This window comes from Schaalia odontolytica (assembly GCF_024584435.1).
Classification (GTDB): domain Bacteria; phylum Actinomycetota; class Actinomycetes; order Actinomycetales; family Actinomycetaceae; genus Pauljensenia.
Genome location: NZ_CP102197.1, coordinates 1806080 through 1821353, shown reverse-complemented (window position 1 = coordinate 1821353; position 15274 = coordinate 1806080). Strand labels below are relative to the sequence as shown.

Annotated in this window: 21 protein-coding genes and 2 pseudogenes; 2 read left to right on the top strand and 21 right to left on the bottom strand. The window is 57.1% G+C overall.

Translation table 11 applies throughout. The annotated features are described in order from the left end of the window. Nucleotides 1-45: 45 nt before the first annotated feature. From NQK35_RS08070 to NQK35_RS07995, 16 genes are all read right to left on the bottom strand, one after another. Nucleotides 46-570, bottom strand: coding sequence for a hypothetical protein (locus NQK35_RS08070; protein ID WP_257113829.1), 525 nt, complete (start codon nucleotides 568-570; stop codon nucleotides 46-48). Nucleotides 571-673: 103 nt separating this feature from the next. Beyond that, entirely contained in the window at nucleotides 674-1138 is a 465-nt protein-coding gene (locus NQK35_RS08065; RefSeq protein WP_257113828.1) for a hypothetical protein, read from the bottom strand. 68 nt (nucleotides 1139-1206) lie between these two features. Continuing rightward, nucleotides 1207-1692: a hypothetical protein gene (locus NQK35_RS08060; protein WP_257113827.1), complete on the bottom strand. Its 486-nt coding sequence runs from the start codon at nucleotides 1690-1692 to the stop codon at nucleotides 1207-1209. 78 nt (nucleotides 1693-1770) lie between these two features. Further along, nucleotides 1771-2376: a hypothetical protein gene (locus tag NQK35_RS08055; RefSeq protein ID WP_257113826.1), complete on the bottom strand. Its 606-nt coding sequence runs from the start codon at nucleotides 2374-2376 to the stop codon at nucleotides 1771-1773. Next, the gene (locus tag NQK35_RS08050) at nucleotides 2348-2848 is read right to left on the bottom strand and encodes a TNT antitoxin family protein (RefSeq protein WP_257113825.1); all 501 of its coding nucleotides are present in this window, start codon (nucleotides 2846-2848) and stop codon (nucleotides 2348-2350) included. Before NQK35_RS08050 ends, NQK35_RS08055 begins: the two co-directional genes overlap by 29 nt. Nucleotides 2849-2997: 149 nt before the next feature. Continuing rightward, nucleotides 2998-4302: an ISL3 family transposase gene (locus NQK35_RS08045; protein WP_009213505.1), complete on the bottom strand. Its 1305-nt coding sequence runs from the start codon at nucleotides 4300-4302 to the stop codon at nucleotides 2998-3000. 57 nt (nucleotides 4303-4359) lie between these two features. Beyond that, entirely contained in the window at nucleotides 4360-4779 is a 420-nt protein-coding gene (locus tag NQK35_RS08040) for a hypothetical protein (protein ID WP_257113824.1), read from the bottom strand. A gap of 69 nt (nucleotides 4780-4848) precedes the next feature. Further along, nucleotides 4849-5298, bottom strand: a complete 450-nt coding sequence (locus NQK35_RS08035) for a hypothetical protein (protein WP_257113823.1) — start codon at nucleotides 5296-5298, stop codon at nucleotides 4849-4851. 3 nt (nucleotides 5299-5301) lie between these two features. Further along, nucleotides 5302-5841, bottom strand: coding sequence for a hypothetical protein (locus tag NQK35_RS08030; RefSeq protein ID WP_257113822.1), 540 nt, complete (start codon nucleotides 5839-5841; stop codon nucleotides 5302-5304). Nucleotides 5842-5954: 113 nt separating this feature from the next. After that, complete coding sequence (locus NQK35_RS08025; RefSeq protein WP_257113821.1) at nucleotides 5955-6419, bottom strand: hypothetical protein; 465 nt, start codon at nucleotides 6417-6419, stop codon at nucleotides 5955-5957. 22 nt (nucleotides 6420-6441) lie between these two features. Continuing rightward, nucleotides 6442-7005, bottom strand: a complete 564-nt coding sequence (locus tag NQK35_RS08020; RefSeq protein ID WP_257113820.1) for a TNT antitoxin family protein — start codon at nucleotides 7003-7005, stop codon at nucleotides 6442-6444. A gap of 45 nt (nucleotides 7006-7050) precedes the next feature. Next, nucleotides 7051-7509 (bottom strand): hypothetical protein, encoded by a 459-nt coding sequence (locus NQK35_RS08015; RefSeq protein ID WP_257113819.1) that lies wholly within the window; start codon nucleotides 7507-7509, stop codon nucleotides 7051-7053. A gap of 69 nt (nucleotides 7510-7578) precedes the next feature. Beyond that, on the bottom strand, nucleotides 7579-8025 hold the full coding sequence (locus NQK35_RS08010) for a hypothetical protein (protein ID WP_257113818.1): 447 nt from the start codon (nucleotides 8023-8025) through the stop codon (nucleotides 7579-7581). 69 nt (nucleotides 8026-8094) lie between these two features. Next, the gene (locus NQK35_RS08005) at nucleotides 8095-8541 is read right to left on the bottom strand and encodes a hypothetical protein (protein WP_257113817.1); all 447 of its coding nucleotides are present in this window, start codon (nucleotides 8539-8541) and stop codon (nucleotides 8095-8097) included. Between the two features lie 152 nt (nucleotides 8542-8693). After that, nucleotides 8694-9161, bottom strand: a complete 468-nt coding sequence (locus NQK35_RS08000) for a hypothetical protein (RefSeq protein ID WP_257113816.1) — start codon at nucleotides 9159-9161, stop codon at nucleotides 8694-8696. Between the two features lie 152 nt (nucleotides 9162-9313). After that, nucleotides 9314-9823 (bottom strand): TNT antitoxin family protein, encoded by a 510-nt coding sequence (locus NQK35_RS07995; protein ID WP_257113815.1) that lies wholly within the window; start codon nucleotides 9821-9823, stop codon nucleotides 9314-9316. Nucleotides 9824-9896: 73 nt separating this feature from the next. On the opposite strand from NQK35_RS07995, the pseudogene NQK35_RS07990 reads away from it, so the two are divergent. Beyond that, nucleotides 9897-10495, top strand: a pseudogene (locus NQK35_RS07990) (ISL3 family transposase); the annotation flags it as partial. Between the two features lie 131 nt (nucleotides 10496-10626). On the opposite strand, the gene NQK35_RS07985 reads toward NQK35_RS07990, so the two are convergent. Genes NQK35_RS07985 through NQK35_RS10630 form a run of 3 tightly spaced genes read right to left on the bottom strand, consistent with a single transcriptional unit; the run spans nucleotide 10627 to nucleotide 12030 of the window. Further along, complete coding sequence (locus tag NQK35_RS07985; RefSeq protein ID WP_257113814.1) at nucleotides 10627-11172, bottom strand: hypothetical protein; 546 nt, start codon at nucleotides 11170-11172, stop codon at nucleotides 10627-10629. A 56-nt stretch (nucleotides 11173-11228) separates the two neighbouring features. Then, the gene (locus tag NQK35_RS07980; protein WP_257113813.1) at nucleotides 11229-11774 is read right to left on the bottom strand and encodes a hypothetical protein; all 546 of its coding nucleotides are present in this window, start codon (nucleotides 11772-11774) and stop codon (nucleotides 11229-11231) included. After that, nucleotides 11758-12030 carry a hypothetical protein gene (locus tag NQK35_RS10630; RefSeq protein ID WP_373567032.1) on the bottom strand — a complete coding sequence of 91 codons (273 nt, stop codon included), beginning with the start codon at nucleotides 12028-12030 and terminating at the stop codon, nucleotides 11758-11760. Before NQK35_RS10630 ends, NQK35_RS07980 begins: the two co-directional genes overlap by 17 nt. A gap of 473 nt (nucleotides 12031-12503) precedes the next feature. On the opposite strand from NQK35_RS10630, the pseudogene NQK35_RS07975 reads away from it, so the two are divergent. Continuing rightward, nucleotides 12504-13813 (top strand): annotated as a pseudogene (locus tag NQK35_RS07975) (ISL3 family transposase). Nucleotides 13814-14174: 361 nt separating this feature from the next. On the opposite strand, the gene NQK35_RS07970 reads toward NQK35_RS07975, so the two are convergent. Then, complete coding sequence (locus NQK35_RS07970; RefSeq protein ID WP_257113811.1) at nucleotides 14175-14678, bottom strand: hypothetical protein; 504 nt, start codon at nucleotides 14676-14678, stop codon at nucleotides 14175-14177. A 125-nt stretch (nucleotides 14679-14803) separates the two neighbouring features. Continuing rightward, nucleotides 14804-15271, bottom strand: coding sequence for a hypothetical protein (locus NQK35_RS07965; RefSeq protein WP_257113810.1), 468 nt, complete (start codon nucleotides 15269-15271; stop codon nucleotides 14804-14806). Nucleotides 15272-15274 lie beyond the last annotated feature (3 nt).

The window sequence follows — 15274 nt, the reverse complement described above, 5'->3', positions numbered from 1 at the left end:
GCGGTTGATCTTAAAACGCTGTCGTTCAAGATCTGCCACCACTGCTCATTCCTTCTCGAAGGGGATGCGCGGCATGCCGAAGAGGGCCTGGCAGACTTCCTTGGTGCTTTCAATGTGGGCAATCTCGAGGAGTCTTTCGGGCGAGCGTTTCAAGAACCAGGGTAGATTTGCGGCAGCACGTGTTGAGATATTCGCGACGATACCCGTAGGTGCCCCCTCGTAGAGAAGTTCCCCTGTTTTGAGATCTTGTGACCAGCTTGGAGCAGGAGAGAGCCATCTGAACGCAATGCCGATGTCCTCCAGGTGCAGGCTAAGGCGAAGGTAGTCGAACAATTCCATCACGAGCCATTGTTTAACTATGGTTATGTCCTTCGTGCGAATTGCGCCTCGTGGATTATATGATCGCTCGCTTGTTCCGCTGAAATAGAAGTCGTTCTCATGCCAGATGTGTATAAGGATTTGAGGATCTGGACCGTTGAAATAGACGTGTTCCTCGCTCAGTGCCCACAAAGGCCTATCGATGAGTGAGGTCAGGGCCGTCATGAACTCGTCGTCGCTGATCGTTGTCATGGTCTGTAGTGTCTCATGCTTTCCTGAGTCGTTGGTCGAGAACTTGAGGCTGGCTTGCCCGAGGCCGGTGGTCTCGTCGGCGCGCGTGGTGTTAGTTATTGGCTTAGGCCATGTATTTCTTCAGGAGGTCTTCGAGGTCGTACTGCATCGCGTGGGTGAGGGGTACACCGTAGAATTCCGAGGAGCAGTAGAAGCGCAGGCGTGCATCGTCGTTGCGGTGGTAGCACAAGGTCGGTGGCTGCTGGGTCTTATCGGCTGTCCATGACGGGTGGAGTTGATCGATCTTTCTCGGGAACCTCGGTACGTCGAAATGCAGTGCCATGGCACGCCTCGATCCCAACTCCGTCGTCAACAAGTAGGCCGTGACGGTGTCGCTATCCGTGTACACGGAAGCAGCGGTGTTCGGTTGTCTCTCCGACCATGCAAAGAAGGTGTTCCCGTCCTCGTCCCAGACGGAAAAACAGAGGGTGCCATCATTTGTAAAAGTCCAACCCTCGTTGAATTCACTTGTTCTGGTCAACGAGCCGTGTAGGAGGCGTTCGATGAGCTCGGTGTGCTGTTCGAGCATGGTGGTGGTCCTTCTTGGGGGCGTCGTGTGGTGCTTCGTTGAGGAGTCTATGCGCTTCGACCGTGTGCTCACATCAGTGCGTAGACGTGCGATGGTTCGGGCTGCGTGTAGGCGGTGAGGAGAGCGCTGAGATCTAGTGAGCTTGCTTTCGTAATGACGGCGTCCATGTTTGGGTTTGTCGTCGAGAAAACGAGCGATGGATCGTTGGCGTTCCGGAAGAGGAAACGGGGGTCTTCTAGTGTTTCTCGGCACAATATCCATTCAGTTTCAAGATTACTGAAGGTGTGCATTCCGCGGATTGTCTTCAGTCCTTCTGCCTGGCGCCACAAGGGTGCTAAGCGAAAAACGATGGCGAAACAAAAGACGGCGGTATTCGGTGTGCTCACCGTGGTTTGCTTGTCGTCATCAGTACTGGTGACGCTTTGTGAGCTCAGATCAATATAAATGGATGTAGCTGTGTCGGTCTCGCAGGTGATGTGGTAGGTCTCTGAAGCAATGTCAGCACGGAATGCTGCAGAATTCGTTAGTGTTTTAATGATCGTCGCGGGGTTCATGCTTTGTTCTTTCGTCGTGTGGTCGTTGGAGTCGGTTCCCTGATGGTTGAGCTGATACTCGTCTGTGATAGGTGGCCACTAGAACGAGAGAGCGTGGATATGTTTATGATCGGTACCCAGCTTGCCGCCAGATGGATCGAGGAAAATATCGATCAGTGAATCGAGAGGAAAAGACATGAAATACGTCAAAATAATGTGGGATTCTGGTTCAGAGGTAGAAAAGTGCATTGACGGATCATTATCTTCTGTAACGTTGAAAGACCTAAATGCTATGTCTGGCCGCTCAACAGTCCACCCCAGCTGAAGGGCAGCCCAGCCGGACGGTGTGGCCAGTTGTTTGTAACTCTGGGCGCTTCGGTACAATCCTCCAATGATTCGTGTGAATTGATAGAGGGCAATAGTTTCATTGCGCGTCTGAAAACTGAAGCTATCGGGAGCGTGTCGCTCATATGAACCTACTTCGTAGAATCCATCAGCGAATCGGAATCGGTAGTACCGCGCGTAAGGCGCGTCAAGTACGTAATCACAATTTCCGATGTTTTGTACGCTCAAGTCTGCGTGCGAGATCCTCTGCGTCAGGGATTGCAACTGTTCTAGCATTGGGAGATCCATTCTTTGGGCATAAACGTTTGGCAACGGTGAGACAGCATGTGGGTTACCGCTGAAAGAGAGCAACGTATCCATCCCCGGACGGTTCGAGGACAAGGGAGAGCAAGTCCTCGCTTGACGTGCCCATCAGGTACGACAGAGACACCAGCGCAGCTGGCGAGAAGGTTGAGAATGTTTTGGGAATGGGCGAGGCTTTGCTTGTCAGCAGGTACGCGGTCGGTTCGAGGAATTCGATGGAAAAACTGGGGTGAACGTCGGTCACGGGCGGGACTTCAAGGGGTGTGAGCTGGCGTGCTGCACGAATGTCTGCGGCGAAATGCATAATCGCGAACTTCTTGAAGATCTTGAAGGACGCGGATCCGAATTCTTCCCCGCTGAATGAGTATCTTTCGACGTGGCCGTAGGCATAGTATTCCTCGACCATGGTGAATGCGTCGTAGACAAAGTCTTCACCCGGCTCGACCTTGACCAAGTCATTCTTAATTCGGGTTGTGTGCCCGGATAGCTCACACAGGTGAGTGATGTATGCAGCGAGTTCTTCGTTCATGTGACGGTTGCTCCTCCTCGGCATGCGCTATCGACTGTCTTGATTCTACGGCCGTAGCGAATCCAGGGAGGGGGCCGAGGCCTCGGCGAGAGCACGGGCGTATGTAAAATATGCGCATTTTGCGCTCAGTGTGCTGTCAGTTATGTGGCTCATCCCAATGCAGGGTGGGTTCTGAAGCCGCCGGTCTCGAGTAGGCAGCGGGCGATGTAGTTGTTGAGGTTGCGGAAGCCGAGAGCGGATCCGCGGAGGTGTTCGAGCCGCCCGTTCAGGGCTTCGGTGGGGCCGTTGGAGGTCCCCGGGCGCTCGAAGTAGGCCAGCACGTCAGCTGCGCGCTGGTTCAGGGTTCGACCCAGGCGACGGAGCTCGGCCAAGACCGCGGGCACGCCGTCGCGCAGGGCGGCGATGACGGCGCTCATCGCCGCCCGGCCGGTGGCCCTGTCGGGGTGGCGGTAGGCGGCGATCATCCGTTGGAGGATGCCCCAGGTGGCTTTGACCTCGACGTGCTCGGGATTGGTGAACAGGACCATGAGTCGTTCGCGTTGCCGGTCAGTGAGCAGGTCCTCTCCGGTGTGCAGGGTCCGCCGGGCCCGGTACAGCGGGTCGTTGCTGCGGCCTCGGTGGCCGTGCAGGTCCTGCTGGACCCGGCGCCGGCACTGGTCCAGGGCATCCCCGGCGAGCCGGATGACGTGGAAGGGGTCCATGACCGCCACCGCGCGCGGGAGTTCCTCAGCGGCGGCGGTCTTGAACCCGGTGAACCCGTCCATCGCGACCACCTCCACCGCGTCACGCCACGCCTGGGGCCGGTCGGCGAGCCAGGTCTTGAACGCGGCCTTGGAGCGGCCCTCGAGCATATCCAACAGCCGTGCCGGGCCGGTCCCGTCGCGGATCGGGGTGAGATCAATGACGACGGTGACGTACTTGTCGCCCTTCCTCGTGTGCCGCCAGACGTGCTCGTCGACCCCGATGACCGCGACCCCGTCGAACCGTGCCGGGTCGCCGATCAGGACCCGCGCGCCCTCGGCCAGAACGGCCTCATTCGCGGTATCCCACGCGACCGCGAGCCCTTCGGCGATCCGGGCCACGCTCAGATGCTGCACGACCAGTGCGAGCAGGGCCCACCGCAGTCCAGCCCGGGAGATCTTCGCGCGCGGCTCGGCCGCGGCTGTGGTGTCCTGCCGCCACACCCGCCCGCAGCCGGTGCACCGGTAGCGGCGCACGGCGATCAGCAGCGTCGTGGGTCGCCACCCGAACGGCTCGTGCGCCAGCCGGCGCGTGACCACGTCGTGCACGCTGCCCTCACAGCCGCACCCCCGGCACCACCGGTCATCATCGACAACCCGGCAAGCCAGCACTGCACGATCCGGCTCGAGGCGCTGCCCGGTCACCTCCAACCCGAGACCGTCCAGGCGGCAGAACGTCGTCAGATCGGGCGTGGTGAAGGTACCGTCGGGCATGTCGTGGTCTTCCTGATGGGGAGCGTGAGAACTCCCATCATGTGAAGACCTCGACGCCTACCCCGAGACCGACGCGCCACCCCCGCCACCCACCCTCGTTTGGGATGAGCCAGTTATGTGTGTCAGATAAAAACCATCGGTATCTTCATCAGCGATGCTGTAGTCGGTGCCCGGCACGGGGCCTAGAAGCTCGTCCGGAACATAGTGCATATCGACGAGCTTGCCGAGCCCCTCGCGTACGAGGAGGGTAAGACCCACGGTGGCTAGGTCTAAGGAAGGGCTCGTGAAGATCGGGTCGATGATATCGCGTTCACCGTACCTTCCGATGGTGATGCCTCGTGCGTTCTCTGTGATGAGGTAGCTTGCCCAACTACGCCTATCAGTAAAGACGAGACTGTCACCGTTGTCTTCGATGAGTTCAGGGGGAAAGTGCTGGCCGAGGAGTGGGAGCGCGAGGCTACGAAACTCTTCCCACACGACTGGCTCCCTTCGATAGGTTGGGGCCTGCACCGATTGCGTCATCGAGGCAGGCCACCCCCATCCTACCTACGCACCGCGTGCCGAAGCTGCGAGTGCAATTGCGCGGGCGTATGTAAAATAGTCGCAATCTGCGCTCAGTGTGCTGTCAGTTTTGTGCGTCAGATAATAACCATCGGTACCTTCATCAGCGATGCTGTAGTCGGTGCCCGGCACGGGGCCTAGAAGCTCGTCGGAAGCATATTCGATATCGATGAGCTTGCCGAGCCCCTCGCGTACGAGGAGTGTCAGTGCTATGGTCGCCAACTCAATGGAAGGGCACGTGAAGAACGTACCGACGGTATTGCGTTCTTCGTATCGGCCGATGGTAAGTCCTCGTGCGTTCTCGGTGACGAAAAAGCTTGCCAGACTACGCCTATCGATAAAGACGATACTGTCACCGTTATCTTTGACGAGATTCGGGGGAAAGTGCTCGCCGAGGAGTGGGAGCGCGAGGCTACGAAACTCTTCCCACAGCATGTGTTACTTCCGTCTGTCCGTGGGCTTAGCGAAGGGGACGCGTGGCATGCCGAACAGGGCCTGGCAGGCTTCCTTGGTGCTTTCGATGTGTGCGATCTCGAGGAGTCGTTCGGGCGAGTGGTTGAGGAACCAAGGAAGATTCGCGGCGGCACGTGATAAGTCATCCGTGAGGATCCCCGTGGATGAGCCCTCGTAATATAGTTCCCCTGTCTCGAGATTTTGAGACCAGCTTGGGGCGGGAGATAGGCGCCTGAATGCGATCCCGATAGCGTCCAGGTGCTGGCTCATTCGGAGAAAGTCAAACAATTCCATCACGAGCCATTGTTTAACTGGGATGAGGTCGTTGGCGCGAACTTCAGGTCCCGGATTGTACGAGCGCTCGCTTGTGCCGCCGAAATAAAAGCCGTCCTCGTGCCAGACGTGCATCATGATTTGAGGATCTGGACCGTGGAAGTAGACGTGATCCTCGCTCAATGCCTTCAAAGGCCTGTTCATGAGTGAGGTCAGGTTCGTGATGAACTCGTCGTCGCTGATTGTTGTCATAGTCCGTAGTGTCTCATGCTTTCCTGAGTCGTTTGTCGAGGGCTTGAGGCTGGCTGGCCCGACAATGCGTGTGCGCTGGAGGGAGAGAGCTCCGAAGTGCTCCGACTGTTGGCTTAGGCCTTGTACTTCTTCAGGAGGTCTTCGAGATCGTCTTGCATCGCATGCGTGATGGGCACGGCAATGGATGGAATGTTCGAATAAAAGCGGACGCTTGGATCGTCGATGCGGTGGTAGAATAAGGTGGGTGGCCACTGAGTCTTGTCGGCTACCCATGATGGGTGGAGTTGATCGATCTTTCTCGGGAATCTCGGGAGGTCGAAATGCAGTGCCATGGCACGCATTGATCCCAGCTCCGTCGTTAATACGTAGGCAGCGACGGAATTAAAATCAGTCTGAGGATCAGCACTAGTCGATGGTTCTCTTTCCGACCATGAGAAGAACGTGGTTCCATCCTTGTCCCAGACAGTGAAATAGAGGGTGCCATCATTCGTGAAAGACAGCGCCTGGTTGAACTCCCGTGTCCTGGTCAATGAGCCACACAAAAGGCGTTCGATGAGCTCAGTGTGCTGCTCGAGCATGGTGGTGGTCCTCCCGCTGCGATCAGAGGATGCCTACGTGGTTGCTATTGTTCTGGAGTTTTGCGCCAGTGGGCGTGGAAGCGGGTAGATCCTCAAAGAGAGCAACGTATCCGGCTCCGGACGGTTCGAGGACGAGGGAGAGCAGGTCCTCGCTTGACGTGCCCATCAGATATGACAATGAGAGCAGCGCAGCTGGCGAGACGTTTGTGTATGTTTTGGGAATGGGGGAGGCTTTGCTTGTCAGGAGGTAGCTAATCGGCTCTACGAATTCGATGGAAAAGCTGGGGTGAACGTCGGTCACTGGTGGGAGGTTGAGGGGTGGGAGCTGGTGTGCTGCGCGAATGTCGGCAGCGAAGTGCATGATGGCGAACTTCTTGAAGATCTCCAAGGAGACCGAGCTGAAGCGTGCCCCGCCGAATGAGTACTTATCGACCTCGCCGTAGGCGTAGTACTCCTCGACCATGGTGAAAGCGTCGTAGATAAAGTCTTCACCCGGCTCGACCAGGATTAAGTCTTTCTTGATCCGGGTCGTGTGCCCGGAGAGTTCGCACAGGCGGGTGATGTATGCGGCGAGTTCTTCGTTCATGTGACGGTTGCTCCTCCTCGAGGCGAGGTATCGACTGTCTTGATTCTACGGCCGCGGTGAACCCAGCGAGGGGGTCGAGGCCTCGGCGATAGCTTGAGCGCGTGCGAATGATTGGCATGTCGCGGATACCGTGGGATTGATAGTCGAGGTGAGCTGGAAAAGTGGCAGATGGTCTTTAGAAATACTGAATTCCGTGTCGGGCACTGGGCCTAAGAACTCGCGTGGCGTATACGTAATATCCACAAACTCGTCCATGCCGTCGCGTGCAAGGAGCTTGAGGCATACGGTAGCAAGCTCATGTGAGGGCGTTGAGCAGAATGTCTCGATGGTGTTGCGCTCACCATAGTACCCGATGTTAATCTTTCCGTTTTCCTCGGCAAGTCGGAATTTAAGTCTGTCACGCTTGCTGGTGAAAATAACGCTGTCGCCGTTATCTTTGATGAGCTCAGGGGCAAAGTGTTCGCCGAGGAGCGCAAGTGCGTGGCTGCGAAACTCTTCCCGCATGACTGGCTCCCTTCGCTCGGTCGGGGCCTGCACCGATTGCGTCATCGAGGCAGGCCACCCCCATCCTACCTACGCACCGCGTGCCGAAGCTGCGAGTGCAATTGCGCGAGCGTATGTAAAATAGTCGCAGTATGCGCTCAGTGAGCTGTCAGTTTTGTGGGTGAGGTGAAATCCTCTGGATCTGTCTTCCGTGATGCTGTAGTCGGTGCCCGGCACAGGGCCTAGCAGCTCGTCCGGAGGATAGTCCATATCGACGAGCTCGCCGAGCCCCTCGCGTACGAGGAGCGTCAGTGCTATGGTCGCCAACTCAATGGAAGGGCTCGTGAAGAACGTACCGACGGTATTGCGTTCTTCGTAGCGGCCGATGGTAAGTCCTCGTGCGTTCTCGGTGACGAAAAAGCTTGCCAGACTACGCCTATCGATAAAGACGAGACGGTCACCGTTATCTTTGACGAGATTCGGGGGAAAGTGCTCGCCGAGGAGTGGGAGCGCGTGGCTCCGAAACTCTTCCCACATGACTGGCTCCCTTCGCTAGGTTGGAGCCTGCACCGATTGCGTCATCGAGGCAGGCCACCCCCATCCTACCTACGCACCGCGTGCCGAAGCTGCGACTGCAATTGCGCGAGCGTATGTAAAATAGTCGCAGTATGCGCTCAGTGAGCTGTCAGTTTTGTGGGTGAGGTGAAATCCTCTGGATCTGTCTTCCGTGATGCTGTAGTCGGTGCCCGGCACAGGGCCTAGCAGCTCGTCCGGAGGATAGTCCATATCGACGAGCTCGCCGAGCCCCTCGCGTACGAGGAGCGTCAGTGCTATGGTCGCCAACTCAATGGAAGGGCTCGTGAAGATAATACCGACGGTATTGCGTTCTTCGTAGTCACCGATCGTAATTCCTTGTGCGCTCTCGGTGAGAAAAAAACGTAGACGTTCTCTTCTATCAACGAAGACGATACTGTCACCGTTATCTTTGACGAGATTCGGGGGAAAGTGCTCGCCGAGGAGTGGGAGCGCGAGGCTGCGAAACTCTTCCCACATGACTGGCTCCCTTCGCTAGGTTGGGGCCTACGCCGATTGTGTCATCGAGGCAGGCTATCCCCATCCTACCTACGTGCGGTGTGCTGAAGCGGTGGTCGCGAGAGCGATCGACTACGAAGCCGCGCACGCAGCCCCTGTTAGGTGCGTTGGTTCTACTCACCCAGATAGAGTTTTAGTGCGTCCTCAAAGGGATACTGCATGAGATGTGCAAGCTGGTATGCGCGTTGTTCGTCGAACGAGGTGAACTCTATGTCGGGGCAACTGCGCATTGACAGGATCTGCTCGCCGAACAGTTGTCCGGGGCTTATCGTCCAGCTTGCTTGGAGGGATTCCGGGTCAGTCGCTAGCTCGACTGCCTGCCGCCCATGCGACCATCGGTTGTAGCCGCCCAGAAGGCGCAGCAACTCATATCTCGCAACTGTCGAACTCGGGGTTCGCAGTGTCACGCCGACATGGCTTGGGCGTTCGCTCGTGCCGAAGCGGTAGTTGTCTGTCGAGTACCAGAAAGAATCAAAGAGAATTCCATCGACAGTGAAGAACAGTCTGCCGTCTCGTTCCTTGCGCATGATTGGAGAGTCCGTGCAGAGCGTGGATATGAGATCGTCGAATTCTTTCAGCATGGGTACTCACTCCTTCGGGTCGTTGCCTCTGCGGACATCGTAACTGACGGGCGAGCGCGAAATGGTACACCTCCTCCCGTCGTACGAGGGGAGGAGGTGTGACCGACGCTCTCGTCCTGTGCTCCGTGAGCACAAGGCGGGAGAGAGGGGTGTCAGCTCTGCTGGTACAGCGCGGCGTATCCGGCTCCCGACGGTTCGAGGACCAGGGAGAGCAGGTCCTCGCTTGATGTGCCCATCAGGTACGACAGAGGCACCAGGGCATCGGGGGAGAGGTTTGTGTATGTTTTGGGAATGGGCGAGGCTTTGCTTGTCAGTAGATAGCTAATCGGTTCGCGGAATTCGATGGAAAAGCTGGGGTGAACGTCGGTCACTGGTGGGACACTCAGGGGCGGGAGCTGGCGTGCTGCACGAATGTCGGCGGCAAAATGCATGATGGCGAACTTCTTGAAGATCTCGAAGGACGCGGAGCTGAAATCCGCCCCGCCGAATGAATACCTTTCGAAATATCCGAAGGAGTAGTAATCCTTCACCATCGTGAATGCCTCGTAGACATCGGTGTAGCCTTCACCCGGCTTGACCAGGATCACATCATCATCGATCCGCGTTGTGTGCCCGGAGAGTTCGCACAGGCGGGTGATGTATGCGGCGAGTTCTTCGTTCATGCGAGAGTTACTCCTCCTCAGCGTGCGCTATCGACTACCTCGATTCTACTGCCCTGGTGAATCCTGGGCGGGAAGCGCAGCCGCCGACGAGCTCCCAGATGCAACCGCGGTCATGGACCCCTTCCACGTCGTACACCTCGCCGGTGATGCTCTCGATGAGTGTCGCAGGCGCATCCAGCAAGAACTCCACCATCGGCGCGGCCGGGCCACAGACCCCCTCTACAATGCCCGCCGTATACTCCACACCAGATCCTGCCTGCTCACCCCACGCCAACAACAGCGGATCCTCGACCTGTTCGCCAGCGATTGCCGCGTCGCCCTCGAGGTCACCTGGAGCGTCTACCAGAACATCACCAGGCGCCTGCCGCGATCCCAACAAAATCCACGGTAAGGCCCTGATGCAAACCGACATAGACCGTCTCAGCGACGCGGGCGTCCCTCGCTCCCTCACAGAGATCGTCACACCGGGCAGGACACTCAAACACCGATCCGGGGACATCCTGGCCTACTTCGACCACCCCGACACCAGCAATGGCCCCACCGAAGCCATCAACGGCCACCTCGAACACCTACGCGGATCCGCACTCGGACTTGCGAAACCTCACCCACTACATCACCCGAGCACTCCTCGAAACAGGAGGATTCAAACCCCAACTACACCCCCAATTATGAAGAGCCCAAAGAGCTCTCGCTTAAGCAAGGCAATGAGGGTCCGGATGAACTCATCTTTGCTAATCGTGTTCGGCATAGTTAACGGTCCCGGGGCGTCTGCTTCTCTGAATTGGTAGCAGGTCGGCCGCGTCTCAGTCGTCTTCTTTGTCGAAGGGGATGTGTGGGGTTCCGAAGAGGGCCTGGCAGGCCTCCTCGACGTCCTCGATGTGGGCTATCTCGAGGAGGCGCTCGGGCGTGTGGTTCAGAAACCATGTCAGGTTGGTGGCAACAGCGGACCACTTGCCTGTGAAGACGCCGGTGGGTTGATCGTTGTGGCACAGCTCAAGGGAGTATTGATTGGTGCCGGGTCTGTGGGACCAGTGTGACGCGATCAGCAGTCGTTTGAAGCTGATGCCAAAATACTCGAGGCCGAGGCAATGGCGTAGTAGATCGAAGTTGTACATGACCAACCAGTGCTTGACCGGTGTAAGAGAATCTGCCCACACGCGGGTGCTCGGTGGAGAGAAGCGTTCGCTTGACCCGCCCGAGTAGAAACCGTCCTCGCACCATGCGTGAATCATGACGTTGAGATCGTTGCTCCGAAACCATATGTGTTCTTCGCTGACAACGTAAAGCTCGCGGTCGAGCAGGCCGACGAGGGTTTTGATGAACTCATCTTTGCTAATCGTGTTCGTCATGATCAATGGTCCCGGGGGCGTCTGCTTCTCTGAATAGATAGCAGGGCTATCCGGTGTCAGTCGTCTTCTTTGTTGAAGGGGATGTGTGTGGTTCCGAAGAGGGCCTGGCGGGCCTCCTCGACGTCCTCGATGTGGGCTATCTCGAGGAGGCGCTCGGGCGTGTGGTTCAGGAACCATGTCAGGTTGGTGGCTTCGTCAGACCATTTGCCTGCGAAGACGCCGGTGGGTTGATCGTTGTGGCACAGCTCAAGGGAGTATTGATTGGGGCCGGGCCTGTGGGACCAGTTCGGCGCGATCAGCAGCTCCCGAAACCTGATGTCAAAATACTCGAGGCCGAGGCAATAGCGCAGTAGATCAAAGTTGTACATGAGCAGCCACTGCTTCACGGGGGTAAGAGAATCTGCCCACATGCTGGTGCCAGGGGGAGAGAGGCGTTCGCTTGACCCGCCCGAGTAGAAACCGTCCTCGTACCACGCGTGGATCATGACATTAAGATCGTTGCTCCGAAACCACACGTGATCCTCGCTGACAATGTAAAGCTCTCGCTCGAGCAAGGAAACCAGGGTCTTGATGAACTCATCTTCGCTAATCGTGTTTGACATACTCAATGATCCCCCGCTTCTTCCACTCTCTTAGTGTCAACTCCCTGATGATACCCGTCTTTTCGTCAGGTCCCCATATCTGCAGCTGTATTGCCCCTCCGGGTTGGCCAAAAGCCGGGGCGACCTGGCCGTATTTGACGATGTGTCCCTCGGGAAGGTCTCCGGTCAGGCGTGCGTGCATATCCGGTGCGCCCAGCGAAAAGGGCTGGAACAATCCCCGCTCGCCAAACGATGGAACCGTGCCGTCCTTGTGCATTGCGGCCGCGAACTTGCCCTCGGCATCTCCGAGTCGGCACAGGTCTGACCCGTGCTCGTCAATGAAAGGTTGAATGGAGGCTATTCAGTAAGGTAGAGCTGAATTGCATCATCAAGATTCATGCTCATCAGCTTGGCAAGTGGCAGCCATCGTTCAGTTTCAAGTGTTCCGAAAGTAAAGTCGGGATTGTCTTCAAAAGTACACTCGACAGCGGTAGAGTTCGGGAGTGGCGTCAATGACCATGCCTTTTGAATCGCGTTTGTCTCTGCTGGTAGTGCTATAGGTTTCCAGGAGTTTGCGCAACGAACGCAGTTTCCGAGGATGATAGTTAGCTCATACTTTGCGACAATTGGGGGCTCTTCATAATTGAGGGTGTGGGGGTGGTATGCGGGGTTCGGCGTGTCGTGGCGGGGTAGAGGTCGAGGTCTTCCGATGATGGGGGTTCCGACACCGTCCATCTGAAAGACCTCGACATGTCCAATGCTACCTTTGATCGCCCTGATCTGAGCGCCTTCACGGGCCTGGATGACCTAGGACTGGAAGTGATGGGTCAACGTGTAGGAGACGATCGGACCGTCTTGGCCTGCAAGGTAGTGGGTGAGGATCGGTGGTGCCGACAGTGTGGGGGTGAGGGCGTCGTACGTGACACGGTGGTCAGGCGCTTGGCTCACGTACCCTACGGGTGGCACCCCACCATGTTGCACGTGAGCGTGCGCCGCTACCGCTGCCCAGAGTGTGCTCACGTGTGGCGTCAAAACATGAGTGCAGCGGCCGACCCGCGCGCGAAGCTCTCGCGTGCAGCGGTGCGCTGGGCGCTGGTAGGCCTGGTGGTCCACCATCTGACGGTGGCGCGCGTCGCCGACGTATTGGCCGTGTCGTGGAACACTGCCAATACCGCGATCTTAGGTGAAGGCCAGCGCATACTCATCAATGATCCTGATCGTTTCGAGGGGGTGTGCGTCATTGGCGTGGATGAACACGTGTGGCGACACACCCCATACGGGGACAAATACGTCACCGTCATCTTGGACTTGACTCCTATACGAGACCGTCGTGGTCCCTCCCGGCTCCTGGATATGATTCCGGGCCGATCCAAGCGGGTCTTCAAAACCTGGCTGGCCTCCCAGCCCGATACGTGGCGCGAACGCATCGAGATCGTCGCAATGGATGGATTCACCGGCTTTAAGAGCGCCGCCGCCGAAGAGCTCCCAGACGCGAGGGCGGTCATGGACCCCTTCCACGTCGTACACCTCGCCGGTGATGCTCTCGATGAGTGCCGCAGGCGCATCCAGCAAGAACTCCACCATCGGCGCGGGCGTGCCACGGATCCCCTGTACAAGGCCCGCAGGATGTTACACACCAGATCCTGCCTGCTCACCCCACGCCAGCAACACCAGATCCTCGACCTGTTCGCCAGCGATTGCCACGTCGCACTCGAAGTCACCTGGAGCGTGTACCAGAGTATTATCGACGCCTACCGCGATCCCAACAAAATCCGCGGCAAGGCCCTGATGCAAGCCGAAATCAACACACTGACCTCCACGCGCGTACCGAGGGGCCTGACCGAGCTCATCACGCTGGGCAGAACGCTCAAACGCCGAGCCAGAGACATCTTGGCTTACTTCGATCATCCCCACACCAGCAACGGTCCTACCGAAGCCATCAACGGCCGCCTCGAACACCTACGCGGATCCGCACTCGGATTCCGAAACCTCACCCACTACATCACGCGAGCACTCCTCGAAACCGGAGGATTCAAACCCAACTACACCCTCAATTATGAAGAGCCCAATTGGGTTGCATGTCCACAGGTGTGCACCACCATAGGATAGACGTTCTGTTGTAGCAAACTTGTAATATCCTCCAAACTTCCAGAACGAATCGTATATGCTCCCATCATTTGTAAAAAAGTATCTATCTTTGCGTACCTCTTGAACTATTGAAGAGTTCGTACAGATTGTGGAAATCAGGTCGTTGAACTGTTCCAACATGGGCACTCACTCCTTCGGGTCGTTGCCTCTGCGGACATCGTAACTGACGGGCGAGCGCGAAATGGCACACCTCCTCCCGTCCTACGAGGCGAGGAGGTGTGACCGACGCTCTCGTCTCGTGTTCCGTGAGCTAGCAGCGGGAGCAGGGAGCCCTTAGTCGTGCTGGTACAACGCGGCATATCCGGCTCCGGATGGTTCGAGGACGAGGGAGAGTAAGTCCTCGCTTGACGTGCCCATCAGGTACGACAGAGACACGAGGGCATCCGGTGTGATGGTCGTAAAAGTCGTAGGAACTGCCGTTCGTGTATCGATCAGCTTGTGCGTGCCGCCTGATACGTTCTCGATGGAATAGTTCGGGTGTGGGAAGGAAATTACCGGGAATGTGATCGGGGAAAGGTCGTGAGCAGTGCGAATGTCGGCAGCGAAATGCATAATCGCGAACTTCTTGAAGATCTCGAAGAACTCGGACCCAAACCGCGTGCCGCTGAAAGCGTATCTGTTGTAGTGGCCGTAGACGTAATAGTTCTTCCGCATAGTGAATGCGTCGTAGATAAAGTCTTCACCCGGCTCGACGAGGATCACATCGTCGTCGATCCGGGTTGTGTGTCCCGATAGTTCGCACAGGTAAGTGATGTAGGCGGCGAGTTCTTCGTTCATGCGAGGGTTGCTCCTCATCGGTGTGCAGGATCGACTGCCTTGATTCTACGGCTGCGGTGAGTCTGGGGAGGGGGCCGAGGCCTCGTCACCTTGAAGGGTGACGAGCGAACGTTTTCCGCGGCGGGTTATTCCGTTGTGTAGAGCCGAATCGCGTCCTCGAGGGGCATAGTGAGAAGACTCGCGAGGCGAAGCCATTGGTCTTTGGTGAAGGTCCCGAAACTAAGTTCCGGATCGTCAACGTAAACGCAGTCAATCGCTGTCGTGCCTGGTACAGGTGTGAGTGACCAGGCGGTCTTGAGAGTGTCTGGCTGTGACGGTAGTGCTATTGGATCCCATGAGTTGAGGCGACGAATAGAACTTCCGAGAACGATAACCAGCTGATACTGTGCGATGGTTGGGTTGCGCGTCCACAAATAGCCGCCACCGAATGATGGGCGTTCCGAACGAGCAAACCTAAAATAGTCGTTCGATTCCCAAAACGAGTGAAAGATAAGGCCGTCATCGGTGAAAAACAGTCTATTCTCTCGCACCTCGCGCACGATTGAAGAGTCCGTGCAGAGCGTGGATATGAGATCGTTGAATTCTTCCAGCATGGG

Coding starts and splice junctions, on each gene's coding strand:
- NQK35_RS08070 (WP_257113829.1), bottom strand. CDS start 570: ATGACAACGATCAGCGACGACGAGTTCATGACGGCCCTGACCTCACTC.
- NQK35_RS08065 (WP_257113828.1), bottom strand. CDS start 1,138: ATGCTCGAACAGCACACCGAGCTCATCGAACGCCTCCTACACGGCTCG.
- NQK35_RS08060 (WP_257113827.1), bottom strand. CDS start 1,692: ATGAACCCCGCGACGATCATTAAAACACTAACGAATTCTGCAGCATTC.
- NQK35_RS08055 (WP_257113826.1), bottom strand. CDS start 2,376: ATGGATACGTTGCTCTCTTTCAGCGGTAACCCACATGCTGTCTCACCG.
- NQK35_RS08050 (WP_257113825.1), bottom strand. CDS start 2,848: ATGAACGAAGAACTCGCTGCATACATCACTCACCTGTGTGAGCTATCC.
- NQK35_RS08045 (WP_009213505.1), bottom strand. CDS start 4,302: ATGCCCGACGGTACCTTCACCACGCCCGATCTGACGACGTTCTGCCGC.
- NQK35_RS08035 (WP_257113823.1), bottom strand. CDS start 5,298: ATGCTGTGGGAAGAGTTTCGTAGCCTCGCGCTCCCACTCCTCGGCGAG.
- NQK35_RS08030 (WP_257113822.1), bottom strand. CDS start 5,841: ATGACAACAATCAGCGACGACGAGTTCATCACGAACCTGACCTCACTC.
- NQK35_RS08025 (WP_257113821.1), bottom strand. CDS start 6,419: ATGCTCGAGCAGCACACTGAGCTCATCGAACGCCTTTTGTGTGGCTCA.
- NQK35_RS08020 (WP_257113820.1), bottom strand. CDS start 7,005: ATGAACGAAGAACTCGCCGCATACATCACCCGCCTGTGCGAACTCTCC.
- NQK35_RS08015 (WP_257113819.1), bottom strand. CDS start 7,509: ATGCGGGAAGAGTTTCGCAGCCACGCACTTGCGCTCCTCGGCGAACAC.
- NQK35_RS08010 (WP_257113818.1), bottom strand. CDS start 8,025: ATGTGGGAAGAGTTTCGGAGCCACGCGCTCCCACTCCTCGGCGAGCAC.
- NQK35_RS08005 (WP_257113817.1), bottom strand. CDS start 8,541: ATGTGGGAAGAGTTTCGCAGCCTCGCGCTCCCACTCCTCGGCGAGCAC.
- NQK35_RS08000 (WP_257113816.1), bottom strand. CDS start 9,161: ATGCTGAAAGAATTCGACGATCTCATATCCACGCTCTGCACGGACTCT.
- NQK35_RS07995 (WP_257113815.1), bottom strand. CDS start 9,823: ATGAACGAAGAACTCGCCGCATACATCACCCGCCTGTGCGAACTCTCC.
- NQK35_RS07985 (WP_257113814.1), bottom strand. CDS start 11,172: ATGACGAACACGATTAGCAAAGATGAGTTCATCAAAACCCTCGTCGGC.
- NQK35_RS07980 (WP_257113813.1), bottom strand. CDS start 11,774: ATGTCAAACACGATTAGCGAAGATGAGTTCATCAAGACCCTGGTTTCC.
- NQK35_RS10630 (WP_373567032.1), bottom strand. CDS start 12,030: ATGCACAAGGACGGCACGGTTCCATCGTTTGGCGAGCGGGGATTGTTC.
- NQK35_RS07970 (WP_257113811.1), bottom strand. CDS start 14,678: ATGAACGAAGAACTCGCCGCCTACATCACTTACCTGTGCGAACTATCG.
- NQK35_RS07965 (WP_257113810.1), bottom strand. CDS start 15,271: ATGCTGGAAGAATTCAACGATCTCATATCCACGCTCTGCACGGACTCT.